At 62.2% G+C, this 26,516-nt stretch carries 24 protein-coding genes and 4 tRNA genes; 20 read left to right on the top strand and 8 right to left on the bottom strand.

Going from position 1 to position 26,516, the window contains the following annotated elements; genetic code table 11:
- The first annotated feature begins 418 nt into the window (after positions 1-418).
- The gene (fliD, locus tag C8E00_RS06500; protein ID WP_133695898.1) at positions 419-1,750 is read left to right on the top strand and encodes a flagellar filament capping protein FliD; all 1,332 of its coding nucleotides are present in this window, start codon (positions 419-421) and stop codon (positions 1,748-1,750) included.
- Positions 1,751-1,867: 117 nt separating this feature from the next.
- Here fliD and hisC read toward each other — a convergent pair whose 3' ends face one another.
- Positions 1,868-2,923, bottom strand: a complete 1,056-nt coding sequence (gene hisC, locus C8E00_RS06495; RefSeq protein ID WP_133695896.1) for a histidinol-phosphate transaminase — start codon at positions 2,921-2,923, stop codon at positions 1,868-1,870.
- A 185-nt stretch (positions 2,924-3,108) separates the two neighbouring features.
- Between hisC and C8E00_RS06490 the strand changes: the two genes are divergently transcribed.
- The 5 genes from C8E00_RS06490 to mnmH all read left to right on the top strand — a co-directional run bounded on the left by C8E00_RS06490 (position 3,109) and on the right by mnmH (position 8,451).
- Positions 3,109-4,206, top strand: coding sequence for an alkene reductase (locus C8E00_RS06490; RefSeq protein ID WP_133695894.1), 1,098 nt, complete (start codon positions 3,109-3,111; stop codon positions 4,204-4,206).
- A 102-nt stretch (positions 4,207-4,308) separates the two neighbouring features.
- Positions 4,309-4,767 (top strand): copper resistance protein NlpE N-terminal domain-containing protein, encoded by a 459-nt coding sequence (locus C8E00_RS06485; RefSeq protein WP_133695891.1) that lies wholly within the window; start codon positions 4,309-4,311, stop codon positions 4,765-4,767.
- Positions 4,768-4,900: 133 nt separating this feature from the next.
- Positions 4,901-6,277 carry a DNA repair protein RadA gene (gene radA, locus C8E00_RS06480; protein WP_133695889.1) on the top strand — a complete coding sequence of 459 codons (1,377 nt, stop codon included), beginning with the start codon at positions 4,901-4,903 and terminating at the stop codon, positions 6,275-6,277.
- A gap of 54 nt (positions 6,278-6,331) precedes the next feature.
- Positions 6,332-7,369 (top strand): selenide, water dikinase SelD, encoded by a 1,038-nt coding sequence (gene selD / locus C8E00_RS06475; protein WP_133695886.1) that lies wholly within the window; start codon positions 6,332-6,334, stop codon positions 7,367-7,369.
- The gene (mnmH, locus tag C8E00_RS06470; protein ID WP_133695884.1) at positions 7,366-8,451 is read left to right on the top strand and encodes a tRNA 2-selenouridine(34) synthase MnmH; all 1,086 of its coding nucleotides are present in this window, start codon (positions 7,366-7,368) and stop codon (positions 8,449-8,451) included. Before selD ends, mnmH begins: the two co-directional genes overlap by 4 nt.
- A gap of 27 nt (positions 8,452-8,478) precedes the next feature.
- Here the strand turns inward: mnmH and C8E00_RS06465 are convergent, their stop codons facing one another.
- Entirely contained in the window at positions 8,479-9,186 is a 708-nt protein-coding gene (locus C8E00_RS06465; protein WP_133695881.1) for a type 1 glutamine amidotransferase, read from the bottom strand.
- A gap of 63 nt (positions 9,187-9,249) precedes the next feature.
- On the opposite strand from C8E00_RS06465, the gene C8E00_RS06460 reads away from it, so the two are divergent.
- Positions 9,250-9,546 carry an MGMT family protein gene (locus C8E00_RS06460; RefSeq protein ID WP_133695878.1) on the top strand — a complete coding sequence of 99 codons (297 nt, stop codon included), beginning with the start codon at positions 9,250-9,252 and terminating at the stop codon, positions 9,544-9,546.
- 92 nt (positions 9,547-9,638) lie between these two features.
- Positions 9,639-10,238 (top strand): YjaG family protein, encoded by a 600-nt coding sequence (locus tag C8E00_RS06455; RefSeq protein WP_133695876.1) that lies wholly within the window; start codon positions 9,639-9,641, stop codon positions 10,236-10,238.
- 49 nt (positions 10,239-10,287) lie between these two features.
- On the opposite strand, the gene hisF is transcribed toward C8E00_RS06455, so the two are convergent.
- The 4 genes from hisF to hisB all read right to left on the bottom strand — a co-directional run bounded on the left by hisF (position 10,288) and on the right by hisB (position 13,140).
- Positions 10,288-11,061 (bottom strand): imidazole glycerol phosphate synthase subunit HisF, encoded by a 774-nt coding sequence (gene hisF / locus C8E00_RS06450; RefSeq protein ID WP_133695874.1) that lies wholly within the window; start codon positions 11,059-11,061, stop codon positions 10,288-10,290.
- Between the two features lie 2 nt (positions 11,062-11,063).
- The gene (gene hisA / locus C8E00_RS06445; protein ID WP_133695871.1) at positions 11,064-11,813 is read right to left on the bottom strand and encodes a 1-(5-phosphoribosyl)-5-[(5-phosphoribosylamino)methylideneamino]imidazole-4-carboxamide isomerase; all 750 of its coding nucleotides are present in this window, start codon (positions 11,811-11,813) and stop codon (positions 11,064-11,066) included.
- A 63-nt stretch (positions 11,814-11,876) separates the two neighbouring features.
- Complete coding sequence (hisH, locus tag C8E00_RS06440; RefSeq protein ID WP_133695869.1) at positions 11,877-12,518, bottom strand: imidazole glycerol phosphate synthase subunit HisH; 642 nt, start codon at positions 12,516-12,518, stop codon at positions 11,877-11,879.
- Between the two features lie 28 nt (positions 12,519-12,546).
- Entirely contained in the window at positions 12,547-13,140 is a 594-nt protein-coding gene (gene hisB / locus C8E00_RS06435) for an imidazoleglycerol-phosphate dehydratase HisB (protein ID WP_133695867.1), read from the bottom strand.
- 207 nt (positions 13,141-13,347) lie between these two features.
- Here hisB and C8E00_RS06430 point away from each other — a divergent pair, with 207 nt between their 5' ends.
- The 7 genes from C8E00_RS06430 to C8E00_RS06400 all read left to right on the top strand — a co-directional run bounded on the left by C8E00_RS06430 (position 13,348) and on the right by C8E00_RS06400 (position 17,996).
- Positions 13,348-13,803: an acetyl-CoA sensor PanZ family protein gene (locus C8E00_RS06430; protein ID WP_133695865.1), complete on the top strand. Its 456-nt coding sequence runs from the start codon at positions 13,348-13,350 to the stop codon at positions 13,801-13,803.
- Positions 13,800-16,166, top strand: a complete 2,367-nt coding sequence (locus tag C8E00_RS06425) for an AsmA family protein (RefSeq protein ID WP_133695862.1) — start codon at positions 13,800-13,802, stop codon at positions 16,164-16,166. The genes C8E00_RS06430 and C8E00_RS06425 overlap by 4 nt, the downstream gene beginning before the upstream one ends.
- Before the next feature lie 114 nt (positions 16,167-16,280).
- Entirely contained in the window at positions 16,281-17,342 is a 1,062-nt protein-coding gene (mutY, locus tag C8E00_RS06420) for an A/G-specific adenine glycosylase (protein WP_133695860.1), read from the top strand.
- A 42-nt stretch (positions 17,343-17,384) separates the two neighbouring features.
- Positions 17,385-17,657 (top strand): oxidative damage protection protein, encoded by a 273-nt coding sequence (locus C8E00_RS06415; protein ID WP_133695858.1) that lies wholly within the window; start codon positions 17,385-17,387, stop codon positions 17,655-17,657.
- A gap of 85 nt (positions 17,658-17,742) precedes the next feature.
- A tRNA-Phe gene (locus tag C8E00_RS06410) sits at positions 17,743-17,818 on the top strand.
- Positions 17,819-17,824: 6 nt separating this feature from the next.
- A tRNA-Gln gene (locus tag C8E00_RS06405) sits at positions 17,825-17,899 on the top strand.
- A gap of 21 nt (positions 17,900-17,920) precedes the next feature.
- Positions 17,921-17,996 (top strand) — tRNA-Thr (locus C8E00_RS06400).
- A gap of 107 nt (positions 17,997-18,103) precedes the next feature.
- Here the strand turns inward: C8E00_RS06400 and C8E00_RS06395 are convergent.
- The gene (locus C8E00_RS06395; RefSeq protein WP_133695855.1) at positions 18,104-18,658 is read right to left on the bottom strand and encodes a flavin reductase family protein; all 555 of its coding nucleotides are present in this window, start codon (positions 18,656-18,658) and stop codon (positions 18,104-18,106) included.
- A gap of 642 nt (positions 18,659-19,300) precedes the next feature.
- Positions 19,301-21,535 (bottom strand): NADP-dependent isocitrate dehydrogenase, encoded by a 2,235-nt coding sequence (locus C8E00_RS06390; RefSeq protein WP_133695853.1) that lies wholly within the window; start codon positions 21,533-21,535, stop codon positions 19,301-19,303.
- Positions 21,536-21,888: 353 nt separating this feature from the next.
- Here C8E00_RS06390 and C8E00_RS06385 point away from each other — a divergent pair, with 353 nt between their 5' ends.
- The 5 genes from C8E00_RS06385 to C8E00_RS06365 all read left to right on the top strand — a co-directional run bounded on the left by C8E00_RS06385 (position 21,889) and on the right by C8E00_RS06365 (position 26,436).
- Positions 21,889-22,089, top strand: coding sequence for a hypothetical protein (locus C8E00_RS06385; RefSeq protein WP_133695850.1), 201 nt, complete (start codon positions 21,889-21,891; stop codon positions 22,087-22,089).
- Positions 22,090-22,151: 62 nt separating this feature from the next.
- Positions 22,152-22,227, top strand: a tRNA-Thr gene (locus tag C8E00_RS06380).
- Between the two features lie 294 nt (positions 22,228-22,521).
- Positions 22,522-23,205 carry a (2Fe-2S)-binding protein gene (locus C8E00_RS06375; protein WP_133695848.1) on the top strand — a complete coding sequence of 228 codons (684 nt, stop codon included), beginning with the start codon at positions 22,522-22,524 and terminating at the stop codon, positions 23,203-23,205.
- The gene (locus C8E00_RS06370; RefSeq protein ID WP_133695846.1) at positions 23,202-24,188 is read left to right on the top strand and encodes an FAD binding domain-containing protein; all 987 of its coding nucleotides are present in this window, start codon (positions 23,202-23,204) and stop codon (positions 24,186-24,188) included. Before C8E00_RS06375 ends, C8E00_RS06370 begins: the two co-directional genes overlap by 4 nt.
- A gap of 22 nt (positions 24,189-24,210) precedes the next feature.
- A complete protein-coding gene (locus C8E00_RS06365; protein ID WP_133695843.1) occupies positions 24,211-26,436 on the top strand; it encodes a xanthine dehydrogenase family protein molybdopterin-binding subunit in 2,226 nt (741 codons plus the stop codon).
- The last annotated feature ends 80 nt before the right edge of the window (positions 26,437-26,516 follow it).

The following is a 26,516-nucleotide window of genomic DNA, read 5'->3' as shown; positions in this document are numbered from 1 at the left end:
GCGGTGCCACGAAGGGCCGGGCGGTCTCACCCCCATGCGAGAGTAGCGGAACGCCGCCCGGGACATCGTCAGGCATTTCTTCCGAACCCCGGCCATTTGGTCGGGGGTCACTCGTTTGGGCCTCCCCTGGAGAGCACCTTTACCCAACACTGAGCGCTGCCGCACACGGTCGTGAGCGACGAACTTGTGCCGGCAAAGCCCCGATCTCGCACGAGGTCGGGGCTTTTTTATGTCCGACGAGCGGAAAAGTGGCCCTCTCGGCCGGCCGAGGAAAAACTTTAGTCTCGTGAAGACCCGGAATCATGAGCTTTTTAGGCGCTATTTTCTCCCCTGATGTGTTATTGATTTGCTAGGGTGAGCACAGACATCGGCAGATATCAGCTTGCGATGAAACGCATCTAAAAGAGGAAGAGGCAGTATGGCTTCCATCTCGTCACTAGGCGTTGGCTCCGGCCTGGATCTCAACGGGCTCCTTGATCAGCTTAAGAATGCCGAGCAACAAAAGCTTGTGCCCATCCAGCAGCAGCAGGCCGATCAACAAGCGAAAATATCCGCGTATGGCAAACTGCAGAGTGCCTTGTCGAAAGTGCAGTCTTCAGCGAGCGACCTTACTGATCCCGAACTCTTCAACAGCGTGACCAGCAATGTCGAGGGCGAGAGCGTGAGTGCCGCCGCGACGCCGGATGCGCCGCCGGGGCGTTATACGGTAAATGTCGAGAGTATGGCGACGGCATCCAGTGTCGCGACCCTGGGAGTGGATGAAGAAGCCATTCTCAATGCCGGCGCCGAAGCGAGTCTGGACGTTGCGCTCAAAGATGGCTCGTCAACCAATATCAAGGTCGCAGCCGATAGTACGTTGAGTGATGTGCGCGATGCGATCAATGAAAGTGACGCTGGGGTTTCCGCCTCGATTGTGTTCGACGGCAATCAGCATCGGCTAGCGTTGGCTTCGGAAGAGACCGGGCAACAGGCCGCGATCGATACTGTTGCGTTTAATGGGCTCGATAGCCTGACGCTCGATGCCGCGACGAAAGTCGCAGGGCAAGATGCCCAACTGAATGTCAATGGCATCGATATCACCAGCGCCAGCAATCAGGTCGAAGAAGCCATTCAGGGCACGACGCTGAGCCTGACGGGCACCGGTGAATCCACGGTGACGGTGGCGCGTGACGAGGGATCGATCCGTGGCGCCATTACGGGATTCGTCGATAGCTACAACAGCATGAAGTCCACCACGAGTGAGTTGACGAGCTTCAGCTCCGAAGGCGGTGAAACGCAAGCCGGCGAGTTGTTGGGGGACAGCACGACGCGCATGGCGGAGTCCCGTCTGCGGAGTACGATGACCGAAAGTGTCGGCGAGGGTTCTTTGCAGACGTTGAATGAAATCGGCATCTCGATGAATGTCGATGGCGAGTTGGAAATCGATGACGAGAAACTCGACGAGGCGCTCTCGACTCAGCCCGGCGCTGTTCAGACGCTGTTCACGGGGACTGAAGATAGCCAGGGAATTGCCGGCAAGGTCGAGGAAGAACTGGATACCATGCTAGGCGAGGACGGTATGGTGGAAGGTGCCGTGACCGGTGCCGAAAACCAGATGGATCGTCTTGAAGAGCGTTATTCTTCGATGGAAGATAGCATCGCGACCACCGTGGACCGCTATCGCACGCAGTTCCAGGAACTCGACAGCATGGTGGCCGAGATGAATCGAACGAGCAGTTATCTTACCCAGCAGTTGTCCGCCCTGGGCTAAGCTTAAGCCGTTGCATCACGCATTTCAGAATCTCGTTCGGTCCGGCGCCCGCCCTGAGTGCGGGCGCCTTGGTATGCGTAAGATGCCCGTGTGGCGGCTAACGGGCCGCTGCTGGGGTTAGCGACACACAGCCTCTAGCGCTTCCACGAGGCTCGTCATTTCGTCATCCGTGCCGATGCTGATGCGCAAGAAGTCGCTCAGCGCCTCCTTGTTGAAATGACGCACCAGAATGCCCCGCTCGCGCAAGGCATCGAAAAGCATGTTCCCCTGATAGGCGTCGTGCCGTACGAACAGGAAGTTGGTCTGGGAGGGCAGGACTTCGAAGCCAAGTGTTTCGAGTTGTCGCCGTGTCCACTCGCGCGTTGTGATGACGCGTTCGCGGCAGGCGTCGAAGTACGCACGATCCCGCAGCGCGGCGATGCCCGCCTTGATGGTGATGCTATCGATAGGGAAGGAGTTGAAGGAGTCCTTGACGCGCTCCAGCCCCTCGATCAGTTCGCGCGAACCGATGGCAAAGCCCAGGCGTAGCCCTGCCAGGCTGCGCGACTTGGAGAATGTGCCGGTCACCAGCAGGTTCGGAAAACGCTCGACCAGAGGGATCGCGCTTTCGCCTCCGAAGTCCACATAGGCTTCATCGACCAGTACCACGCTCTCGGTATTACGCTCCAGTAAGGCAGCAATCGCCTTGCGCGGGTGCCCGTGGCCGGTCGGTGCGTTGGGGTTGGCGAAGACGATGCCGCCATTGTTGGTATCGAAGGCCGTTAGTGGCACGCGCCACTGGTCGTCCAGTGCTACGCTTCGGTAGGCCACATCGTAGAGCTTGCAATAGACCGGATAGAAGCTATAGGAAATCGCCGGCATCAGCAGCGGGCGCGGCTGACGAAAGAACGCCTGGAAGGCCAGTGCCAGTACCTCGTCGGAGCCGTTGCCGACGAATACCTGCTCGGTCGCGACGCCGTATTCCTCGGCCAGTGCCTCGCGGAGCGCCGTAGCGCTAGGGTCTGGGTAGAGGCGCAGATGATCGGCTGGAAAATCGCGCAGCGTTTGCTCTACGCCCGGTGCGGGCGGATAGGGATTCTCGTTGGTATTGAGTTTGACAAGGCGCTCGCGCGGCTGCTCTCCCGGCACATAAGGAGTGAGCTCACGCACGGCGGGACTCCAGAACTTGCTCATGAAAGCTCGCACAGGCAGTGATGAGGTGAGCATCCATGGTGACGCGACGCCCATGCATGCGCAAGGCCTAGCGTGTTTCTCGTTGCTGTGTCATCAGTGTGTCATGTCCCTGCCCTTGATTAGTGTTCTAACGACCTCATCTAGAGGAAATCGATATGACTTAAAGTGCTTACCAAGGAGGCGACATGGCCTACGACAGACTCCTTTCTCCGCTCACCATGGGCAAGCTGACGCTTCCCAATCGTGTCCTCATGGCACCACTGACCCGCGCTCGCACGCCGGATCTTGTCCCCAGGACGTTGCAGCAAACGTATTATGCGCAGCGTGCCGATGCCGGCTTGATCATCAGCGAGGCAACGAACATTTCTCCCACCGCGCGTGGCTATGTCTATACGCCGGGCATTTATACCGATGAGCAGGAAGCCGGTTGGCGTGGCGTCGTGGATAGCGTGCATCGTGCCGGCGGGCGGATGGCCTTGCAGTTATGGCACGTTGGGCGGATCTCGCACCACAAGATCCAGCCGGGTGGCCAGTCACCTGTGGCGCCGAGCGCGCTTCGGGCCGAAGGCGCCAACTGCTTCCTCGAATTCGAGGACGGCAGCTCGGGCCAGCATCCCACCAGCACGCCACGCGCGCTCGAGACCGAGGAAATCCCCGCGCTGATCGACGACTACCGCCAGGCCGCCAAACGCGCCAAGCGCGCCGGGTTCGACATGGTCGAGGTGCATGCGGCGAATGCGTACCTGCTGCAGCAGTTCATGGCGACCGGTTCGAATAAGCGTACCGACCGCTATGGTGGCAACCTGGTCAACCGGGCGCGCTTGGTGCTGGAAGTCGTCGATGCCGTCAGCGAGGTCATGGGTGCCGATCGAGTCGGAATTCGTATCTCGCCGTTCATCGAGATCTTCGGTTTGAGCGACGACGAATCGGAGGCGATGGCCTACTACCTGGCTGAACAATTGACGCGGCGTGGCATCGCCTACTTGCATGTCAACGAACCCGACTGGACCGGGGAGGGGCCGCAGTTGACCGATGCCTTCCGTCGCGAGCTGCGCCAGCGCTTCCCGGGGACCCTGATCTACTGCGGGCACTACACCGCGGAGCGTACCGAGGCGATGATCCGCGATGGCTTGGGTGACGCGGCGGCCTTTGGACGTCCCTATATCGCCAACCCCGACCTTGTCGAACGTTTTCGTCGCGATAGCGCGCTCAACGAGCCTGACCCGGCGACCTTCTACGGTGGGGATGCCGAGGGGTACACGGATTATCCGACATTATCATGAGGTCTAAGTCCGCAAAGGGTGTCCGATGCCGTCACATGACGCTATGCTGTGATCCACGGGGCCGCGGGAGCGGCCCAGGACCCATTGGTTAGGAGGACTAACATGCAGATCAGGACGTTGCTCGCCGGTTCCGCCATGCTCGCCATACTCACTGGTTGTGCCACGGGCACTTCGCAGCAAGGGGGGGCTAGTGAGTCGCCGCAAGCCGCACAACCGGTTGTCTATAGCGGTACCTTGCCATGCCGCAGCTGCGACGGTATCGACCTCGAAGTGCAACTGATGGGGGGTGAACAGGCGCCGGCCAGCGAGCGGACATTCGATCTTCGAGCCGAGTACCTCAATCATCCGGAGAACCCGCCGGCTGAAGAATACGAAGGTCAGTGGGAGGTCATCGATGGCACTGCGAAAGATCCCAAGGCGACCGTCTACGAGCTGACGCCGAATGGTGAAGGGCAGATCTACTACTTCCTCAAGCTCGATCCCGACACGCTGGAGCTGATCGATCCGCAACTGCGTCGCTTCGAGAACGGTGAAACACTGCGTCTGCAACGTCAGCCGTAATCGCGTTCTGGTATCACCGAAAAGGCGGCCTACGGGCCGTCTTTTGCATGTCCGGCCCACCGATGCTGACGTGACTGGCGAGGCGGCACCGGGCGCGATGGTAGAATGTCGGTGATCAGCAAGGAGCGACGACATGGCCAAGGCGAAGAGTGCCTTCGTGTGCACCGAATGCGGTGCCGAGTACAGCAAATGGCAAGGACAGTGTTCGAGCTGCCGCGAGTGGAACACGCTCAGCGAAGTGCGCCTGGGCAGTGCTCGCTCTCACGCGTCGTCACCGTCGACGACGGGACGTAGCGGCTATGCAGGGCTGGTCTCGCGCGACGTGGTCGACCTGGGGTCGGTCGACCTCACGGAAGTGCCGCGTTTCTCGTCGTCTTTCGGTGAGTTCGATCGTGTGCTGGGCGGTGGTCTCGTTCCCGGATCGGCCGTGCTATTGGGAGGCGAGCCTGGTGCCGGCAAGTCGACGTTGCTGCTGCAGACCGCCTGCAAGCTGGCCCAGTCCCACAAGGTGGTGTATGTCACCGGTGAAGAATCGCTCTCTCAGGTAGCCATGCGTGCGCACCGGCTGCAGCTACCGGTCAAGGGGCTCAACATGCTCGCCGAGACGAGCATCGAAACGCTGCTCGCGGTCGCCGAGCGTGAAAAGCCCGACGTATTGATCATCGACTCGATCCAGACCATGCACCTCGAGGATATCAGCTCGGCACCCGGGGGCGTGGCGCAGGTGCGCGAATCCTCGGCGGCGTTGACGCGTTTCGCCAAACAGTCGAATACCGTGCTGATGCTGGTCGGCCATGTCACCAAGGACGGTACGCTGGCCGGCCCCAAGGTGCTGGAGCACATGATCGATGCGTCGTTGCTGCTCGAGGGCGGGGCGGACTCGCGATTCCGTACCCTGCGCGGGCAGAAGAACCGCTTCGGTGCGGTCAACGAGCTGGGTGTGTTCGCGATGCTCGAGCATGGTCTCAAGGAGGTCAAAAATCCCAGCGCCATCTTTTTATCGCGTGCCGAGGAACAAGCGCCCGGCAGCTTGGTGATGGTGGTCTGGGAGGGCACGCGTCCGATTCTCGTCGAGGTCCAGGCGTTGCTCGACGACTCGGCCCTGGGCAATCCGCGCCGCATTGCCGTGGGGCTCGACCAGAACCGTCTGGCCATGCTGTTGGCGGTACTGCACAAGCACGGTGGCTTGTTCACGGGTGATCAGGATGTCTTCCTCAATGTGGTCGGTGGGGTCAAGGTGCTCGAGACCAGCGCCGACCTGGCCGTGCTGCTGGCCGTCGTTTCCAGTCTGCAGAACCGCAATTTGCCACGTGAGCTGGTGGTCTTCGGCGAGGTCGGCCTGTCGGGCGAGATTCGCCCCGTCCCCAGCGGCCAGGAACGTATCGTCGAGGCCGCCAAGCACGGTTTTACGCGTGCCATCGTGCCGCGTGCCAACGCTCCCAGACAGGCGCCCCAGGGCATGGAGGTGATCGCCGTCGATAAACTCGCCGATGCCCTGGAAGCCTTGTAAACGCTGGCGCGCCGGTGATGTAGAATGGAGCCAACGCTTGCCAAGGAGTGCCCAATGAGTGCCATTCGCCTGACGCAATACAGCCACGGCGCCGGTTGTGGCTGCAAGATCGCCCCCGACGTGCTGGACAGCATCCTGTCCAAGGCGGGACCCGGTGCCACCGATAAGCGCTTGATCGTGGGTAACCAGGGCCGCGAGGACGCTGCCGTTTACGACCTCGGCGACGGTCGCGGTCTTATCTCGACCACCGACTTCTTCATGCCCATCGTCGACGATCCCTTCGATTTCGGACGCATCGCCGCCATCAATGCCATCAGCGATGTTTATGCCATGGGGGGAACCCCGATCATGGCACTGGGCATTCTCGGCTGGCCGCTCGACAAGCTGTCTGCCGAAATCGCCGGTGACGTGGTCGGCGGTGCGCAGTCGATCTGCCGTGAGCTGGGGCTGGCCTTGGCCGGCGGGCACTCCATCGATGCCCCCGAGCCGATCTTCGGTCTGGCGGTGAACGGGTTGGTGGATCTCGAGCATCTCAAGCTCAACAGCCATGCCAAGGCAGGCGACTTGCTGTATCTGACCAAGCCGCTGGGGGTGGGGCTGCTGACCACGGCCGAAAAACATGGTTGGCTGGAATCCGGCCACCAGGGGCTGGCGCGCCGCACGATGCTGAAGGCCAACCGCATCGGGATCGAGATGGCCAAGGTTCAGGGCGTGCATGCCATGACTGATGTCACCGGTTTTGGCTTGGCGGGTCACCTCAGTGAGGTCTGCCAGGCGAGTGGGCTCAAGGCCCGGATTGATTTCGCCAAGCTGCCGCGTCTCGCCGAGGCCGAGGCCTATCGGCGGCGCGGTGCGGTGCCCGGCGGCACGCAGCGCAACCGCCAGGCCTTGGGCGAGGCTTTGCCCGATATGGATGCGGCGCATTGGCAGTGGCTGTGTGATCCGCAGACGTCAGGTGGCCTGCTATTGAGCGTCGACCCGGCTTGGGCGGATGACGTCGAGCGCATCGGCCGTCAACACGGCCTCACGCTGGAAGCCTTCGGCGAAATGCGCCCCGCGAGTGGCACTAGTGTGATCGAGGTGCGTGGGTGAGCCTACCGCAGGTCGCACCTGGATTGGCGCTGCTCGAGCGCCCGTTGATCGATGTGCGTGCCCCGGTGGAGTTCGATCAGGGAGCTTTGCCGGGCGCCGTCAACCTGCCGTTGATGGACGATGCCGAGCGTCAGGCGGTGGGAACTCGCTACAAGGAGGCCGGTCAGGCCGCCGCCATCGACTTGGGCTCGCAACTGGTGGGCGGCGACCTCAAGCGGCGTCGTGTGGCGGCGTGGCAGGCATTTGCCGCGCGTCACCCTCAGGCGCTGATCTATTGCTTCAGGGGCGGGTTGCGTTCGCAAATCGCGCAGCAGTGGTTGCAGGAGGCAGGCATCACGCTGCCGCGTATCCAGGGTGGTTGGAAGGCGATGCGCCAGCGCTTGAGCGCTGAGGTTACCTCGGCGGCGGCACGGCCGGTACTGGTCGTGGCCGGTCTTACCGGCAGTGCCAAGACCGAATTGATCCAACGTCTCGATACTGGCGTCGACCTCGAAGGACATGCGCGGCACAAAGGTTCGGCGTTCGGGCGTCATCCCTTGCGGGGGCCATCGCAGATCGACTTCGAACATGCGCTGGGCGTGGCGCTGTCGCGGAGGCCACTTGGCTGTGTGGTGGAGGATGAGTCACGGATGATCGGGCAGTTGGATATCCCCTTGCCCTTCTGGCGGACCATGGAGGCAGCGCCGCGAATTCGCGTGGAAATGCCGTTGGACTGGCGGCTCGAGCAGATTCGCAAGGATTATATCGAGACCCTGTGGCAGACCTACCGTGGCCATTACGGTGAGTGGTTGGGCTGGGCGTTGATGCGCAAGCAGCTTTCCAGTGCGCTCAAGCGCGTACGCAAACGCTTGGGCAGCGCGCGCTTTCAGCGTCTACAACGCTTGCAGGCGCTGGCCTTTCGCGAACACCAGCGGGGCAATACGCAAGCGCACGAGGCCTGGCTCGCGCCGCTGATGCTCGAATACTACGATCCCATGTACCGCTATCAGCTTGAGCAGTCTCCTCACGCGGCGCTGCATGTCGGCGACTGGGAGAGCTGCCTGGCCTTTGCTCAGGACTGGTCGGCGTCACTGGCGCGCTGATGACTCATTCGTCTCGCGCCTTGAATATCATGGTCGACGGCCGTGACGTAGCCAGTCGAGCATGACGCGGTCGAGCAAGGCGGCCAGGCGGTCGAAACGTCGAGGTTCCTCCATGACCGTCTCGCGGGGTTGCAGATACGGCCCTTCGGCAGCCTTGAGCCGCGCGCCGAATGCGTCCAGGTGATCGTAAAGGGCGCTGACCGAGGCGGCGGTGGCCTCCAGGTGGCATTGCAACGCGACGACTCGGCCGCCGTCCCAGGCGAAGCCCTGCAACGGGCTGGCGGTACTGCCACCTAGAGGCAGGGCCTCGTCGGGTAGGCCAAAGACATCGTGATGCCAAGTGAATGCTTCGAAGCGCTCGGGCAGGTCGAAGGGGCTCTCATCGGCGAGCGTGACAGGTTGCCAGCCGCGCTCGGCATAGGTCCCCCGGGAGACGATGGCACCCAGCGCCTCGGCGATCAGTTGCGCACCGACCCCGACCCCGAGCAGCGGTTTGCCGCTTTTGAGCATACGCACGATCAACTTGCGCTCGCGCTTGAGCCACATCGGTGCCGCGTCTTCATGGAGACCGAACGGCGCATCGAGCACGATCAAGGCATCGAGGTCGTCGAAACGTGGCAGCGTCTCGTCCGCGTACAAATGGCAGGTATTATGGCTGTGGCCCATGCCCGTCAGCCAATCGGCGAAGCGCGCCGGCCCAAGATAATCTGCGTGCTGAAGAAAGTAGATATGCATGATGCGCTCATGATGGTAAAGCCGTCCTCCCGCAGCAAGTGGGGGTAAACGAGGAGACCTAGCATGCCGCGAGCCGAGGTGCTTGAACAGATTTATACCATCGTTGCCCAGATTCCCGAGGGGCGCGTGACCACATATGGGCGGATCGCGAACATGACCGATGGCGCTACGGCGCGGATGGTGGGGAGTGCCATGCGCCACCTGCCTAGTGGTCACGCACTGCCTTGGCATCGCGTCATCAATGCCAGCCGACGTGTGACCGAGCATACCGGCGCCGTGCGCCAACACGAGAAGCTGCGCGCCGAAGGGATCGTGTTCGATGCCCGTGGTCGCGTTCCCCAGGACATGCTCTGGCCATGACGTACCACAATGCCCATTGACGCCATGCAGTGCTACTTCATTTGCCTGGTTCGCTTGCCCGTTTTGTAAACATCCTCTGAGGAGTAATGGATATGACAGCGTCCACCGACGGCTTTCATGCCCGTTTGGATCGGTTGCCGGCGCGTGCTCGGCAAGCCTTCATGGCAGCCTTGATCGAGCGCCTGTGGCCCAATTACGTGCTGTATGCCGAAATGAGCGGCATTGGCGACGCGCAGGTGCTGCGCAATGTGCTCGACCTGGCGTGGGAAGCGTTGGCCGTGAAGGAGGCAGCCATCGATTTCGACAAGCAGGCCGAGAAACTCGCCGAACAGGAGCCGCCGGAAACCGATGACAGCTTCGGCGCGCGGCGGGCGGTTGAAGTGGTGATGGCCTTGGCGGCACTGCTTGATGCCTTGCGTGGAGAAGCGCCCGAGTCGCCGCGTGACGTGAGCCGCCTGTCACGCGACGGCGTGCATGCCTACATCGAGATGACCGATGGCGCGGACGATGATGATGCCGCGCGGCTGGCGGCTCGCGTGCGTGAGCATCCGTTGATGGACGACGAGCACGGTTTCCAGGAAGCGGTGCTCGAGCACGTCGAAGCGCCGCTGACGCGTGATGCCCTCAAGTCGTTGCGGCGTCTGGGACGTAACGAGGGCGTGAGCAACCTGGGACTCAGCGCCGACGCCTAGGAGGGTGCGGATCGGGGCATGAAAGCCCCGTGCGGGCTTTGCAGCGGGGCTACAGGCGCATCTCGATGCCGTGTTCGGCCATGTAGCGTTTGGCGTCGGGGATGGTGTACTCGCCGAAGTGAAAGATGCTGGCGGCAAGCACGGCATCCGCGCCGCCTTCCTTGACGCCCGCGACCAAGTGGTCGAGGTGGCCGACGCCGCCGGAGGCGATGATCGGGACGCTGACGGCATCGGCGATGGCACGGGTCACGCCCAGATCGAAACCGGCCTTGGTACCGTCGCGGTCCATGCTGGTCAGGAGCAATTCGCCCGCGCCGAGCTCGACCATCTTGCATGCCCATTCCACGGCATCGAGCCCGGTGGGCTTGCGTCCGCCGTGGGTGAAGATCTCCCAGCGCGGCGGCTCGCCCTCGCCAGAGACCCGCTTGGCATCGATGGCGACGACGATGCACTGGCTGCCGAAACGCTCCGCTGCTTCATGCACGAAATCGGGGTTGGTCACTGCGGCGGTATTGATCGATACCTTGTCGGCACCGGCGTTGAGCATGGTGCGGATGTCGTCGCAGGTGCGAATGCCACCGCCCACCGTCAACGGGATGAAGACCTCGCCGGCGATGCGTTCGACCATTTCCACCGTGGTGCCACGATCCTCGTGGCTGGCGGTGATGTCGAGGAAGGTGATTTCGTCGGCGCCCTGCTGGTTGTAGCGCTTGGCGACCTCGACCGGGTCGCCGGCGTCGCGGATGCCGACGAAATTGACGCCCTTGACCACGCGGCCGGCATCGACGTCGAGACAGGGGATGATGCGCTTGGCGAGTGCCATGATCAGCTTCTCCGTGTGGCTGGCGCGGCGTCGCACAGGCGCTGGGCCTCGGCGACGTCGAGTTTGCCTTCGTAGATGGCGCGTCCGGTGATGGCACCGAGGATGCCGTCGTGTTCTACCTCGAGGAGTTCCTCGATGTCGCCCAGATGGGTGACGCCGCCGGAGGCGATGACCGGTAGACCGCCTTCGCGGGCCAGGGCGGCGGTCGCGGCGATATTGACGCCTTGCATCATGCCGTCGCGGGCGATGTCCGTGTACACGATCGAGGTCACGCCATCGTCGGCAAAACGCTTGGCCAGGTCCACGGCCTTGAGTGTCGAGACCTCGGCCCAGCCATCGGTGGCCACAAAACCGTCTCGGGCGTCGAGCCCCACGATGACGCGGCCCGGAAAGGCGCGGCACATCTCGGTGACGAACGCCGGGTCTTTGACGGCTTGGGTGCCGATGATGACGTAAGACACGCCTGCCTCGAGGTAGGCCTCGATGGTGGCGGCGGTACGAATGCCGCCCCCGATCTGGATCGGCAGCTCGGGATAGGCGCGGGCGATGGCGGTTACCGCCTCGGCATTCACCGGCTTGCCCTCGAAGGCGCCGTTGAGGTCCACCAGGTGCAGGCGGCGGGCACCGGTCTCGACCCAGCGCGCCGCCATGGCCACCGGATCGTCACCGTAGGTGGTCGAGTCGTCCATACGCCCCTGCTTGAGGCGGACGCACTGGCCGTCCTTGAGATCGATGGCGGGAATCACCAGCATGACGTGTCCTCTCGGTATGCGTGTGGTGCCGCCAGTGAAAGGCGGCATGTCCGGCCTGGACGCTCAGGGTGTCCAGGTGACGAAGTTTTCGAGCAAGCGTAACCCGTCACGCGCGCTTTTCTCGGGATGGAATTGCACGGCGAAGACCGGGCCGCGGCCGGTGGCGACATGCGCGGTATGTCCGCCATATTCGGTGGTGCCGAAAATGTCAGCGTCTTCCTGAGCCTCGACGTAATAGCTGTGCACGAAATAAAAGCGTGCGTCGTCGTCGATGCCCGCCCAGAGTGGATGAGGGTGGTGCTGAGTAACCCGGTTCCAGCCCATGTGAGGTACCTTCAAGCGCTGGTCCCAGGCGTCACGAAGATCGCGTCCGAAGTGGCGCACGCGCCCTGGAAGGTGGCCGAGACAGGTCACGCCGCCGTTTTCCTCGCTTTCCTCCATCAGCATCTGTTGCCCGACGCAAATGCCCAGCAATGGCTTGGCCTGGGCACGCAACACCTCGTGAACCACACCCTGCAGGTCGTTGCGCTGCAACTCCCCCATGCAGTCGCGAATCGCACCTTGACCGGGCAGTACCAAGCGACTGGCGCCACGAATGCTGCGCGAATCGTCGGTGATGACCACGTTTTCATGCGTGACGTGCTCCAGCGCCTTGGCGACGGAGTGAAGGTTACCCATGCCGTAATCGATGACCGCAATCGTCATGCTCGCTCCTTAGCGCGTCGTGAGGGCCTCACAGGCTACCTTTGGTGGAGGGCATCCGCCCGGTCATGCGGGGATCGAGCTCCACCGCCATGCGCAGTGCGCGGCCGAAGGCCTTGAAGATGGTCTCCGCCTGGTGATGGGCATTGAAGCCCTTGAGGTTGTCGATGTGCAGCGTCACCTGGGCGTGATTGACGAACCCCTGGAAGAACTCCCAGAACAGCTGCGTGTCGAATCGACCGATGTTCGCGCGTGTGAATTCGACATCCATGCTCAGTCCTGGGCGGCCCGAGAAGTCTACCACGACACGGGAGAGCGCTTCGTCCAATGGCACATAGGCATGGCCGTAGCGCCGGATGCCGCGCTTGTCGCCGATGGCCTGGGCAAAGGCCTGGCCCAGGGTGATGCCGAGATCCTCGACGGTATGGTGGGCGTCGATGTGCAGGTCGCCCTGGGCGTTGATTTCCAGGTCGATCAGGCCGTGGCGTGCCACCTGGTCGAGCATGTGATCGAGAAACGCGACGCCCGTCTCGGATTGAAAATGGCCTTCGCCGTCGAGATTGATACGGACCTGAATCTGGGTCTCGTGGGTGTCGCGGGACACGGTGGCGACGCGCTCGGCCATGGGGAGTCTCCAGCACTTCGGACGTGAACGGGGCGCGCGACGAGGACGTGGGTACGCAAGGTTCGCGGCGCCATGGAAGGCTCATTATAGAGAATCGTCCCGGCCATCCGCTACAATGCCAAGAGTTCAGGGGCAATTCCCATGTTCCATCATCAACGCTCGAGGGTCCGTGACAGGGGCCAGGGAGACCGTCCAGGGAGAGCAGGCATGCCGGTGACCTTGCAGGAAATCGACCGCGCCCAATGGGAACAGGAAGTTCAGGTGGCGCAGGATCTCACGCGCATTTATCGCGATGCGCCCGCCGAGCGTCTGCCTGCGCCCGTCGAGCGCTTCATCGACGATCATTTCACTCAGGGCGGTACGTTCTGCTGCGCGTTATTCAACGCACGGCGTCTGGGAGCAGTCGCCGTGCGTCGTGAAACTCGCGTATGGTGGTTGTCACATTTCTGCGTACGTACCGAAACACGGCACCGTGGTGTCGGCTCGCGCTTGTTGACGCTGATTGCCGAACGGGCGCATGAGGAGTCATGCATGCCGCGCGTACCCACTTCCGTGCTGATGATGGGGGACCAGTTGCTATTGACGCGGCTTGGCTATCATCCCGCCGCCGATGGGACGTATTACGAACTTCATTCATTAGCGTCACAGGGAGGGCGCCGATGAGAGCGCTGCTGAGAGCATTGCTGGCGGTGGTCGGGGTGTTGGCCTTGATCGTGGTCGGCGCCGTGGTCTATATCACCACTTTCTTCGATCCCAACGACCTCAAGCCCCGGCTTGTCGAGGCGGTGCGCGAACAGAGCGGCCTGGAACTCGACCTGGATGGCCCCTTGTCGTGGTCCTTCTATCCGCGTCTGGGCTTCAGTGTCGAGCAGGCCGAGGCCTGGCTGCCCGAGCAATCCCATGAAAACGCGCCATTTGCGGCGTTCGATCGCGCCGAGGTCAGCGTGGCGTTCGCGCCGCTGCTTTCCGGCGAGGTGGCCGTGGAAGGGCTGACGCTGGATGGCATGCGCCTCAATCTGGCACGCGACGCGCAAGGTCAGGGCAACTGGAATGTCTTGCTCGATCATATGGAAGATAACGGTGAGCAGGCCGAGGCGGCCTTGGCACCGGCATCGGCGGGGCCGGGGCTGGAGCAGAACCCCGGCAGCCTTCCCGTGGCGCTGGATATCGCCAGCATAAAAGTGCGGGATAGCCAGGTACGTTATCGCGACGCACAGCGCAACCTGGACCTGACGCTGAAAGACCTTGGCTTGGACGCCAGCAACGTCAGTCCCGACGCAGCCTTTCCCTTGCAGATGGCGTTCGATCTCGTCAGCCAAACGCCCGCGTTAACCAGCGAGATAACGTTCAAGAGTCGAGTGCGGCTTGGTTTGAGCGATGGTCGTTACGAGTTGAATAAAATGACGCTGGAGACCAGTACGCAATGGCCGGCGCTTTCCGAGAAAGCTCAGGGCATCAACCTGCAGGTCGGACATGTGCTCGCCGAGACCCCGCAACAGCATTATCGTTTCGACGGGGTCAAACTCGATACACGCCTGCACCATCCCGCAGTGACGGGCAAGCCGCTCGGGTTGAGTCTGGGATTCGATGGCGAAGCCGACCTCGCTGACCAGACCGCGCAACTGCGTGATATCGCGCTGAGCGGCGATGATGGCCTGAATCTCACGGGGACGCTGAGCTTTACAGAGCTGCTCACGACTCCGCAATACACCGGACAGCTCAAGCTCGCGCCGCTGTCATTGCGAGACTGGCTCAAGCGTTTCGATGCCTTGCCGAACACCGCCAGCGACGAAGCGCTGAGCGAAGTGGCGTTGACCAGTCCGGTGCATGGGGACCTTCAGCGCATCAACTTCGCGGACCTGAGCTTGCTGCTCGATGGTGAAACTTTCACTGGCGAGCTGGGGGCCGGCTTCGGCGGCCAGTGGCTGAGCTTCGATCTGCAAGGCGAACGCCTCGACCTGGATGCTTATCTGCCCCCCGCCGATAGCCAAGGGGAGAACAGTGCAGCAGATACCGAGGACACGGCGGCGATTCTCGAAGCGCTAGGCGTCTCCCCAGCATATGCCGCCGCCGAGGGAGCGGGATTGCTGCCCGTCGATTGGCTCTCCGGCTTGACCCTCGATGGCCGCCTGGCACTCGACACCCTGACGGCCAAGGGGATGACGCTGACCGATGTCGCGCTACGCGTGACCGGTGAAGATGGCCGTCAGCGTCTGGAGTCCCTCTCGGCCAAGCTCTACGGCGGCACGCTCGATGCTCAGGGGAGCCTGGATGTCAGCGCGTCACCGTTGCGCATGGCCGTCACTGAGTCACTCTCCAATGTGCAGATTGCGCCGCTTTACGCGGATGTCACCGGCAAGGAGTCGCCACTGCGTGGCCAGCTCTACCTGAAGAGTGACGTGACCTCGCGGACCAATCGACTCGCGTCGCTCAAGCGCCATCTCAACGGCACGGCCGCGCTACGCATCGACGATGGCGCGATGCTCGACGTCAATGTCTCGCGTCAACTATGCACCGCCGCCGCGATTCTGGACGGCGAGCAGTCGGATCGCGAATGGAGCGACGACACCCCCTTCGACACGCTCTCGGCGAGTCTTGATATCACCAATGGCGTGGCGCGTAACGAGGACCTCACGATTCGCATTCCCGGCATCGAGATGACCGGTGCGGGCATGTTCAACATTCCCACCGAGCGCTTTGCTTACGACCTCAAGGCGCGCTTCATCGATACCGCTGACCAGAGCGCCTGCCGGGTGACGTCGCGTTTGCAGCAGGTAAGCCTGCCGGTGCACTGCGAAGGGCAACTGGGCGGCAAGCCGGGCGAATGGTGCCGCTTCGATCGCGAAGCCTTCCAGGACACATTGGAAGAACTGGCCAAGGACAAGGCCAAGCGCGAAGCCAGCGAGAAACTAGGTGAGGTGCTCGAAGATAAGCTCGACAGTGATACCGTGCGCAAGATCGACGAAACGCTCGGAGAAGGCGCTGCCCAGGAACTTGGCGACAAGTTGCGTGGTCTATTCAAATGAGCAAAGCCCAAAGCCAGTCCCTGCGCCGACCTATGTCGGCGCTTTTTTTGGGATGTCCTGCACGCCGGACTCCCATCGCTTGACGATCTCTGCGCCCTTTGGACGATAATGCATATGCAGGACATTCCGCTTACCGCCGAGGACTTTCGGCAGCGACTTTTTGCATGGTTCGACGTGCATGGGCGCAAGACGCTGCCCTGGCAATTCGACAAGACGCCCTATCGTGTCTGGGTCTCGGAGATCATGCTGCAGCAGACGCAGGTCGCCACGGTGATTCCGTACTATCAGCGCTTCATGGAGCGCTTTCCCGATGTCGCCGCCTTGGCGCGAGCGCCGCAAGACGAGGTGCTGCACCTCTGGACGGGGCTCGGGTATTACGCGCGGGCGCGAAACCTGCACAAGGCGGCCCAGGTGGTGATGGACGAACATGGCGGCGAGTTCCCGATGGACAGCGTCGAGACGCTTTCCGAGCTGCCCGGTATCGGGCGTTCCACGGCCGGCGCGATCATCAGCATCAGCAGCGGTCGGCGTGCGCCGATTCTCGATGGCAACGTCAAGCGTGTGCTGACCCGTCTGCACGCCGTGGAAGGCTGGCCCGGCCGTCCTGCCGTGGAGCGTGAGCTATGGGCGCTGGCGGAGCGTTACACGCCCGATGAGCGTCTGGCCGACTATACCCAGGCGATGATGGACCTGGGGGCGACGTTGTGTACGCGCAGCAAGCCGGCATGCCTGCTATGCCCCTTCGACGATGTCTGCGTGGCGCATGCGCGTAGCGAAGAAACGCGCTTCCCCGAATCCAAGCCGCGCAAGACATTGCCTGAGCGCGCCACAAGGATGCTGGTATTGCGTGACCCACTGGGACGCGTCTTCCTCCAGCAGCGCCCCGCCAGCGGCCTGTGGGGCGGCCTGTGGAGCCTGCCACAGTTCGATGATGAGCAAGCGCTAAGCGCCTGGCTCGATCAGCGCTTTCCCGATGCACAGCGCGAGGCGGATGGCGAGGTGTTCACGCATACCTTCAGCCATTTTCGTTTGAAGATCACGCCCTCGCCGGCACGCTTGAACGAGCTGCCTTTCGAGGTCGGCGAGTCAGGAGGGCTATGGTACGACGCCAAGGCACCCGCTAGTGTAGGATTGGCGGCGCCGGTCAAGACACTACTCGACCAGGATGTTTCGTGATTTTGTGTCATGACGAACCGCAATACGTTAGGAGTAAGCGCCATGAGCCAGACCGTCTTTTGCCGTAAATACCAACAGGAACTCGAGGCCCTGCCGTTTCCGCCGTTGCCTGGTGCCAAGGGGCAGGAGATTCAGCAGACGGTTTCCAAGCAAGCCTGGGATGAGTGGCAAGCGCTGCAGACCCGTCTGATCAACGAAAAGCATCTCAGCCTGCTGGATCCCGACGCGCGTACTTATCTCATGGACCAGATGGAGCGCTTCCTCGACAACCGGGAGACCGATCATGCCGAAGGGTACGTGCCGCCTAGCCAGTAGAGCAGGCTCGGCGGTCAGCATCTTTTTGAATTAAAAGGCTTGACCCGCACCGAAGAATTCGGTTTAATGCGTCCCCGTTGGCAAGGGCCAGATAGCTCAGTCGGTAGAGCAGTGGATTGAAAATCCTCGTGTCGGCGGTTCGATTCCGTCTCTGGCCACCACATTGCTGGGGTATAGCCAAGTGGTAAGGCACCGGTTTTTGGTATCGGCATTCGCAGGTTCGAGTCCTGCTACCCCAGCCATCGCCAACATCTCTATGCTATGCCGACATAGCTCAGTTGGTAGAGCAACTGACTTGTAATCAGTAGGTCCCGGGTTCGACTCCTGGTGTCGGCACCATAGCTTAGAGCTTGATTTGAAAGGCTTTTTTGGCCTTGAAAGAAACCGCCTCTCAGGGCGGTTTTTTTGTATGTGTCCACATTTTGTCCACGGCGCTCGTTCAAGCCTTACAGATTCTGCACCCGGAAATCCACTGCGCGATCGACGTCGTCGCCGGCGACCATGAAGCGGCCGTGACCGCGATAATGCAGTGTGCGGGGAAGGGCGATCGAGGTGTCGACATGGGCCTTGACGATTTCCCAGATGAACAGCTCGTGGCGATCTATCTGACTGTCGTCGGCCAGGCGGCACTCGAAGCTGGCATAGCATTCCTCCACGAGCGGAGCGGATACGCTCTTGCCCGGTGTCGGTGTCAGCCCGAAGGCGTCGAACTTATCGAGTGCGTCACCATCGCTATTGCCTACTCCGACCACGGCGTCGACCAGCTCAAGTGTCGGTATGTTGATCGTACATTCGCGGCTTTCGCGCACGAGGCGATGGCTGTAATTGGCGGCGCTGATAAGACATCCAAAGTGTGCCGGTGTGAAGCCGAGCATCATGTGCCAGCCCATCACCATCAGGTTGCGCTCTGATTGGCATTGCGAGCCCACCAATACGATGGGGCCGGTTTCCAGATGGCAGCGGCATTGATCGAGTGGGAAGTCGGTCTTGCGTGGTGTCATACCTTCTCCTTGCAACGATGGCACGCCGGCTAGAATAGACCATTGCGGCAGAGGAAGGCGTTGGCGAGGTCCAGACACAAATAAGCCCGACCGAGGCCGGGCTGTGGACGATTGCGTCACTGCATTGTCCTGTCGAGCTCCTTGCGACTTGCCGCACGTCCTTGTGCGCGATGCTTGAGCATCGACGTCGCCTCCCTGCTCGACGCCGCCCACGGTGTCATAGTCAGCAGGCCGCTAGATTGATCTGAGTTAAATAGCTGACAATTTTACTCGGATATTGATGCCGTCTGGATAAGCCTTGTTGGAGCGCACGTCAATGCTGACACATTGCGTCGGCATTGGCTTACTAAAAAAGTATTGAATGGAGGTAAACGAGGCGTCTCTAATGTGTTATTTTCTGTAAGTGTGAGCCATGGATGGCCAGGAACCTCCAAGGATGTCCGATTCCATCGCGTAGTGGCTCGCACTGCGTACTACGTTTTAGCCCTCCCATCGGTGGAGGGCTTTTTTCTGCCTGGAAGACAGGAAATCAGGCCTTCCAGTGCTTTTCCTGTCTCTGAACGAAGCAGGCCCATGCACGGGGCATGGGCCTGTTCTGACGCTTTTACGATACGGGACCAAGTGTGGCCCGGCGGAAAGCGCTTAACGCTTCTTAAGGGCGTCCAGAGCGGCGTTCAGCGTGGCGCTGGGGCGCATGACCTGGCTGGTCAGGTCATGATCGGGATGGTAGTAGCCGTGGATGTCTACCGGCTTGCCCTGCACCTCATTGAGCTCTTTGACGACCTTGGCTTCGTCGGCTTCGAGGGATTTGGCCAGCTCGCTGAACTGCGCCTTCAGCTCGGCATCCTCGTCCTGGGCGGCCAGCGCCTGAGACCAGTAAAGCGAGAGGTAGAAGTGGCTGCCGCGGTTATCCAGTTCGCCGACCTTGCGCTTGGGGGACTTGTCTGCGTTGAGGAATTCACCGTTGGCTTGATCCAGTGTCTTGGCGAGCACCTTGGCCTTGGCATTGTCATACGTCTTGGCGAGATGCTCGAGTGACGCGGCCAAGGCCAGGAACTCACCCAGTGAATCCCAGCGCATGTGGTTCTGTTCCAGGAGTTGCTCGACATGCTTGGGCGCGCTGCCGCCGGCGCCGGTCTCGAACAAGCCGCCGCCCTGCATCAGCGGGACGATGGACAGCATCTTGGCGCTGGTGCCGAGCTCCATGATCGGGAACAGGTCGGTCAGGTAGTCGCGCAGCACGTTACCGGTGACGGAAATGGTGTCTTCGCCCTTGCGTGTGCGTTCCAGCGTGACGCGCATGGCGTTTTCCGGCGCCATGATACGGATATCCAGGCCGCTGGTGTCGTGATTCTTGAGGTAGGTTTCGACCTTCTCGATCAATTGCGCATCATGCGCACGGTTGGCGTCCAGCCAGAAGATGGCAGGCGTGGCGCTGTCGCGGGCACGGGTGACGGCCAGCTTGACCCAGTCCTGAATCGGCGCGTCCTTGGTCTGGCACATGCGCCAGATGTCGCCGGCTTCCACGGCGTGGCTGAACAGCTGATGACCGTTCTCGTCGGTGACGACGATGGTGCCGTCCGCTGCGGCCTGAAAGGTCTTGTCATGCGAGCCGTATTCTTCGGCTTTCTGCGCCATCAGGCCGACATTGGGCACGCTGCCCATGGTGGTTGGATCGAAGGCGCCATTCTTTTTGCAGTCGTCGATGGTGACCTGGTAGATGCCGGCGTAGCAGCGGTCCGGGATCACGGCCTTGGCATCGTGCAGTGCATCGTCGGCGCCCCACATCTTGCCGGAATCGCGAATCATCGCCGGCATGGACGCATCGATGATCACATCAGAGGGCACGTGCAGGTTGGTGATGCCCTTGTGCGAGTTGACCATCGCCATCGGCGGACGCTCCTTGTAGAGCGCGTCGATGTCGCCCTTGATCGCGTCCTGCTGTTCGCTGGGCAGTGATCCGATCGCGCTGTACAGATCGCCGATCCCGCTGTTGGGGTTGAAACCGGCCAGATCGAGGGCGTCGGCGTGCTTCTCGAGCACCTCCTTGTAGAACTCCTCGACCACCATGCCAAACATGATCGGGTCGGAAACCTTCATCATGGTGGCTTTCAGGTGTAGCGAGAACAGCACGCCACGCTTCTTGGCATCCTTGATCTCGCTGTCGATGAAGTTGCGCAGCCGACGGCTGCTCATGCATGCGGCGTCGACGACTTCGCCTTCCTGAACCGCCAGGCCTTCCTTGAGGACGCTGGTAGTACCGTCTTTCTGCTTGAGTTCGATCTTGAGCTTGCTGGCTTTTTCGATGGTGGCGGATTGTTCGCTGCCGTAGAAGTCACCTTCGCTCATGTGCGCGACATGCGACTGGGAGTCAGCGCTCCACTCGCCCATGCGGTGCGGGTACTTGCGTACGTAGTTCTTGACCGACTGCGGTGCGCGGCGGTCGGAGTTGCCTTCGCGCAGTACCGGGTTGACCGCGCTGCCCTTGGCCTTGTCGAAAGCGGCCTTGATCGCCTTCTCTTCGTCGTTTTTCGGCTCGTCCGGATAATCCGGCAGCGGATAGCCCTGGCTCTGCAGTTCCTTGATCGCGGCCTTGAGCTGCGGACCGGAAGCGCTGATGTTGGGCAGCTTGATGATGTTGGCTTCCGGCGTCTTGGCCAGTTCACCGAGTTCAGTCAGATCGTCGTTGACACGCTGCTCGTCACTGAGCAGGTCCGGAAATTGCGCCAGGATGCGGCCGGCCAGCGAGATATCGCGGGTTTCGACGGTGATCCCGGCAGTGCTTGTATAAGCAGCGATGATCGGGAGCAGGGAATGGGTCGCCAGCGCGGGAGCTTCATCGGTGAGTGTGTAGATGATCTTCGGCGTGTTGGACATTGGGATATTGACCTCTCTTGTCACAGCGGTTGCACGAATCTTGAGCGGTGCGGATTGGCTTGGGGCGATAGCAGTGCTTGCCGGCTAACTTTGGGCAGTTCCGCTCGTCCGGCGATGATGCCGTCTCCGCGAAAGCGCTTGAATCATCATGCAGATAGTGAATTCGGTTGGCCCGTCATGGTGCCGGCGACCCAGCGGTCGTGCCAGATTATACCAGTGGAGTGTTTGTTGCGCATATACACTGTCGACAATCTTGTGGCCAGGCGGCATGCGCTTGTCGAACCCAGCGACCGCTGCGAGACTCGTGGGCGTTGCGTCATGATAGTCGTGCATTGCCGGACGATGGAGGCGATATGACATTTCTAATCGGCGTGGTCATTCCATTGCTGGTGCTGGTAGGCGTCTGGTGGGGCGCACGGATAGCGCTCAAGCATCTTGTCGCACGGGACAAGGCGACACGAGAGCGCATGGCCTGGGCCATCGCCGCGGTGGTGGCGGCGCTGATTGCGGTGTATCTGTGGCTGCTGCTGACCATGCCGGTGTTGCCTGAGTAGCGTCGTCCTAAGTGCGTGGGCCTTGTCGAGTGACGCTATCCTGACTACCATTTTGTGCCGCTGCCGGTGTAGCTCAGTCGGAAGAGCAACGCACTCGTAATGCGTAGGTCGGTGGTTCGAGTCCACTCACCGGCACCAAGATAAATATCTGCAGACCGCCGTCACGGTGTTTCCGGGCGGCGGTCTTGCGTTCCTGTGCCATATGCTCGGCATTTCATGCCTGATCCTCTGGCATCATGCTCCGTTTCTCTGAAGTTAGCGCCCTAGCTTTGCGGCTATCCGACGCTTCTCCTAACGTTAAGGTTGGCCGAACCGCCTGACACGGTTTTCGGCCCGCAGACTATTTTACGTCGGTGGGCGTGCACCGATGCCCGGTAATCGCTCGCCGAAGACGGCCCCCAGCCCCTGGCTGGCGAATGGTGAGGATACGACATGGATGACCGCGAACGTCTCGAGGCCGAGGTCTCGTATTATGATCCCGCGCGACAACCGGCATCGCCGTCGCGGCGCCGCTTCCTGCAGACTGCAGGCGCTTCCGGGTTGGCGGTAGCCGCCGCGCCGGCGTTGTCGTCGGTGAGTTACGCCGGCTCGCCGGACGACCCCGACACGCAGACCGATGCACCGCCCGCCGAGGGGAAACGGCGCATCACCCTGACCGTCAATGGACGTCGCCATCAGCTCGATGTCACACCCAACGTGATTCTGCTCGACGCGCTGCGCCACGGTCTCGGTCTCACCGGCACCAAGAAGGGCTGCGACCACGGCCAGTGTGGCGCCTGCACGATCCTGGTCAACGGCACGTCCATCAATTCCTGCTTGAGCCTCGCCGTGACCCACGACGGTGACGAGATCACCACCGTCGAAGGGCTCGAGAAGGACGGCCAGCAGCATCCGTTGCAGCAGGCGTTTCTCGCACATGACGCCTATCAGTGCGGTTACTGCACGGCGGGTCAGATGATGAGCGCGCTGGCGATCCTGCAGGATGACGACATTGGTACCCGTGACGCCGACGTGCGCGAGGCGATGAGCGGCAATATCTGCCGTTGCGGTGCCTACAAGAACATCGTCGCGGCGATACAGTCAGCTCGAGGCGCCGTCCAGGGAGACAAGACATGAGACATTTCGATTACGCCCGCGCCGAAAGCCCGCAGCAGGCGATTGCGGCGCATGGCAGCGATCGCGATGCCGCCTTTCTGGCAGGCGGCACCACACTGCTGGACCTGGTCAAGCTCGACGTGATGCAGCCGCAGACGGTGGTCGATATCAACGGCGTCGATCTCACGACCATCGAGCGCCTCGACGACGGGCGGCTGCGTATCGGCGCGATGGTGACCAATACCACGCTGGCGCGGGACGCGCGTGTGGTCGAGGATTATGCCGTGCTGTCCCAGGCCCTGCTGGCGGGTGCCTCGACACAACTGCGCAACAAGGCCACCACCGGTGGCAACATCATGCAGCGGGTGCGCTGTCCCTATTTCCGCGATGGCGTCTCCGCCTGCAACAAGCGCGACCCCGGTAGCGGCTGCGCGGCGATCGGCGGCGTCAATCGCAGCGTGCATGCGGTGCTCGGCACCAGCGACAGCTGCATCGCCACGCATCCCTCGGACATGTGCGTGGCGATGGCCGCGATCGGCGCCACGGTCGAGGTGCAGGGGCCGGAGGGCACCCGCGAGATCGACTTCGGCGATTTCCACCTGTTGCCCGGTGACACCCCGGCCCGCGAGCACGCCCTCGAGCCTGGCGAGCTGATCACTCATGTGATTCTCGAGGCGCCGATCCACGGAAGCCGGTCGGCCTATCTCAAGCTGCGCGATCGCCAGTCCTATCAGTTTGCGCTCGCCTCCAGCGCGGTGATCGTGCGCATGGACGGCAACACCATTCGTGAGGCCCGGGTCGCCATGGGCGGTGTCGGCACCAAGCCCTGGCGCGCCCCGGAGGTGGAAGCGGCGCTCAAGGGCAAGGCCGCCAGCGAAGCCGTGTTTGCCGACGCCGCAAAGCTCGCTTTCGAGAATGCCATCGCCTATGCCCACAACGGCTACAAGATTCCGCTCGGCCAGCAGGCCATCGTGCGCAATCTTTCCGACCTGACCGCCGCCTGATCGCCCGCGAGGAGAACCGACCATGAGCGACAAACAGCACAGCATCATCGGCGCGGGCGTGCCGCGCATCGACGGCCCGGACAAGCTCGCCGGGCGTGCCAACTATGCCGCCGACAATCTGCCGCCCAACCTGGCTTACGGCTACGGCGTTTTCAGCACCATTGCCAGCGGCAAGGTCTCACAGTTGAGCGTCGACGAGGCTCGCAGGATGCCGGGCGTCATCGATATTTTCCATCATGGACATTTCCCGTCGCTGTACCGGACGCCGTCGAGCTTCGTGCAGGGCAACAAGGTGGAAGAAACCCGGCTGCCGTTCGAGGACGAGCGTGTGTATTACGAGGGCCAGTTCGTGGCGCTGGTGGTTGCCGACAGCTTCGAGAACGCCAGAGCGGCGGCGCGCCGGGTCAAGGTGACGTACTCGGCCGACCAGGCCGTGGCCAATCTCGACCAGGGCGTCGAGGCCAACGGCACCCGGGCGGGCAGCGGCAATCACTCTCGGGGAGATGCGCCCGGAGCGTTCGAAGACGCGGCAGCGAGCATCGACGTCACCTACCGCACGCCGGTGGAAACCCATAACCCGATGGAGATGCATGCCTCCGTGGCGTACTGGGACGCGCAGGGCAATCTGACCATCTATGATGCCTCGCAAGGGGTCGTGGTCGAGCGCAATGCACTGTCCAAGATCTTCGCCATACCGCCGGAGCGAATCACCGTGCATGCGCCCTATATCGGCTCCGGCTTCGGCAGCAAGCTATGGACCTGGCCGCACGCCATCGCCACGGCGGCGGTTTCGCGTGAGCTGGGCCGACCGGTGCAGCTCGTCGTGCCGCGTCAGCAGATGTTCACGACCACCGGGCACCGGCCGGAAACCCGCCAGCGCATGCGCCTGGCCACCGACGGCAACGGCAAGCTGGTGTCGCTGCGTCACGAGGCGATCAACACCACCTCGTTCACCGATCAGTACGTGGAAACCTGCGGCAGCGTGACCAAAAGCCTCTACAGCTGTCCCAACCTCACGGTCAGTCACGAAACCACCCAGGTGAATCGCGGCACGCCGACCTCGATGCGCGCGCCGGGCGCCGCGCCGGGCCTGTTCGCGCTGGAGTCGGCGATCGACGAGATGGCCCTGGCGGCAGGTGTCGACCCGCTTCAGTTCCGGCTCGACAACTACGCTGAGCGCGACGAAAGCCTGGATCTGGACTTCTCCAGCAACCATATCGTCGAAGCGACGAAGCGGGCGGCGGAGACCTTCGGCTGGGCCGACCGCAACCCCGAGATCGGCAGCATGCGCGAAGGACGCGAGATCGTCGGCTACGGCATGGCCGCGTGCAACTGGGAAGCGCTGAAACGCCCCTGCGATGCGCGGGTCTCGATCCGTGCCGACGGCACGGTGTTTGCCTCCTGCGCGACACAGGATATCGGCACCGGCACCTACACCATCGTCGCCCAGGCGGTCAGCGACGTGACCGGCATTGCGCTGGATCGCATCACCGTCAAGCTGGGCGATTCCTCCTACCCGGAAGGTCCTATCTCCGGCGGCTCCTGGGCCACGGCGACGACACTCCCGGCCATCGCCGGGGCGGCGCGCAAGGCGCTTGATGAACTCAAGCGTTACGCCACCGGTGGCAATGGCATCTTCGCCGGGGCCCACGCGGATGATCTGAGCGTGGTCGATGGTGCCCTGCGTTATGACGGCAAGCAGGCGAGTTTCACCGAGGTCCTCGATGCCGCGCGTTACGGCAGTGCCGACGGCGAAGCGCATACCGAGGCCGCCGACTCGAAATACTCCTATCGCTCCTTCGGTGCGCATTTCGTCGAGGTACGTTGGGACCCGGGCATCTCGCACCTGCGTGTGTCGCGCGTGGTCAGTGCCATCGATGTAGGCAAGGTGATCAACGCAACCACGGCGCGCAACCAGGTCGAAGGCGCGGTCGTCATGGGCGTGGGCATGGGGCTATTCGAAGCCACCGAGTACGACACGCGTAACGGTCGTCCCGTGAACAACGACTACGCCGAGTACGTGGTGCCGGTACACGCCGATCAGCCGGAGATCGACGTCATCCTGCTCGACTATCCGGATCTGGCGTTCAACGAGTACGGCGCACGCGGTATCGGCGAGATCGGCATCACCGGGCTTGCCGCCGCCATCGGCAATGCGGTGCACCATGCCACCGGCAAGCGCATCCGCGAACTGCCCATCACTCTCGACAAGCTGATGGACGACGTCCCCCAGGCGCAAAGTGCCTGAGGCGCGTCGGCTGACCTCAGCGCCTCGCGCCGTCGTCCGGCGAGGGTGGGCTGCGTACCGTAATTTAATGATCTAAATGG

It is taken from the genome of Chromohalobacter marismortui (assembly GCF_004364315.1).
GTDB classification, from domain to species: domain Bacteria; phylum Pseudomonadota; class Gammaproteobacteria; order Pseudomonadales; family Halomonadaceae; genus Chromohalobacter; species Chromohalobacter marismortui.
Note: the sequence above shows the minus strand (reverse complement) of the source record. Positions and strands in the feature narration are given on the sequence as shown.

Bases quoted from the DNA above. Each gene is read 5' to 3' on its own strand.
- fliD (WP_133695898.1), top strand. From the start codon at position 419: ATGGCTTCCATCTCGTCACTAGGCGTTGGCTCCGGCCTGGATCTCAAC.
- hisC (WP_133695896.1), bottom strand. From the start codon at position 2,923: ATGAGCAAGTTCTGGAGTCCCGCCGTGCGTGAGCTCACTCCTTATGTG.
- C8E00_RS06490 (WP_133695894.1), top strand. From the start codon at position 3,109: ATGGCCTACGACAGACTCCTTTCTCCGCTCACCATGGGCAAGCTGACG.
- C8E00_RS06485 (WP_133695891.1), top strand. From the start codon at position 4,309: ATGCAGATCAGGACGTTGCTCGCCGGTTCCGCCATGCTCGCCATACTC.
- radA (WP_133695889.1), top strand. From the start codon at position 4,901: ATGGCCAAGGCGAAGAGTGCCTTCGTGTGCACCGAATGCGGTGCCGAG.
- selD (WP_133695886.1), top strand. From the start codon at position 6,332: ATGAGTGCCATTCGCCTGACGCAATACAGCCACGGCGCCGGTTGTGGC.
- C8E00_RS06465 (WP_133695881.1), bottom strand. From the start codon at position 9,186: ATGCATATCTACTTTCTTCAGCACGCAGATTATCTTGGGCCGGCGCGC.
- C8E00_RS06460 (WP_133695878.1), top strand. From the start codon at position 9,250: ATGCCGCGAGCCGAGGTGCTTGAACAGATTTATACCATCGTTGCCCAG.
- C8E00_RS06455 (WP_133695876.1), top strand. From the start codon at position 9,639: ATGACAGCGTCCACCGACGGCTTTCATGCCCGTTTGGATCGGTTGCCG.
- hisF (WP_133695874.1), bottom strand. From the start codon at position 11,061: ATGGCACTCGCCAAGCGCATCATCCCCTGTCTCGACGTCGATGCCGGC.
- hisA (WP_133695871.1), bottom strand. From the start codon at position 11,813: ATGCTGGTGATTCCCGCCATCGATCTCAAGGACGGCCAGTGCGTCCGC.
- hisH (WP_133695869.1), bottom strand. From the start codon at position 12,518: ATGACGATTGCGGTCATCGATTACGGCATGGGTAACCTTCACTCCGTC.
- hisB (WP_133695867.1), bottom strand. From the start codon at position 13,140: ATGGCCGAGCGCGTCGCCACCGTGTCCCGCGACACCCACGAGACCCAG.
- C8E00_RS06430 (WP_133695865.1), top strand. From the start codon at position 13,348: ATGCCGGTGACCTTGCAGGAAATCGACCGCGCCCAATGGGAACAGGAA.
- C8E00_RS06425 (WP_133695862.1), top strand. From the start codon at position 13,800: ATGAGAGCGCTGCTGAGAGCATTGCTGGCGGTGGTCGGGGTGTTGGCC.
- mutY (WP_133695860.1), top strand. From the start codon at position 16,281: ATGCAGGACATTCCGCTTACCGCCGAGGACTTTCGGCAGCGACTTTTT.
- C8E00_RS06415 (WP_133695858.1), top strand. From the start codon at position 17,385: ATGAGCCAGACCGTCTTTTGCCGTAAATACCAACAGGAACTCGAGGCC.
- C8E00_RS06395 (WP_133695855.1), bottom strand. From the start codon at position 18,658: ATGACACCACGCAAGACCGACTTCCCACTCGATCAATGCCGCTGCCAT.
- C8E00_RS06390 (WP_133695853.1), bottom strand. From the start codon at position 21,535: ATGTCCAACACGCCGAAGATCATCTACACACTCACCGATGAAGCTCCC.
- C8E00_RS06385 (WP_133695850.1), top strand. From the start codon at position 21,889: ATGACATTTCTAATCGGCGTGGTCATTCCATTGCTGGTGCTGGTAGGC.
- C8E00_RS06375 (WP_133695848.1), top strand. From the start codon at position 22,522: ATGGATGACCGCGAACGTCTCGAGGCCGAGGTCTCGTATTATGATCCC.
- C8E00_RS06370 (WP_133695846.1), top strand. From the start codon at position 23,202: ATGAGACATTTCGATTACGCCCGCGCCGAAAGCCCGCAGCAGGCGATT.
- C8E00_RS06365 (WP_133695843.1), top strand. From the start codon at position 24,211: ATGAGCGACAAACAGCACAGCATCATCGGCGCGGGCGTGCCGCGCATC.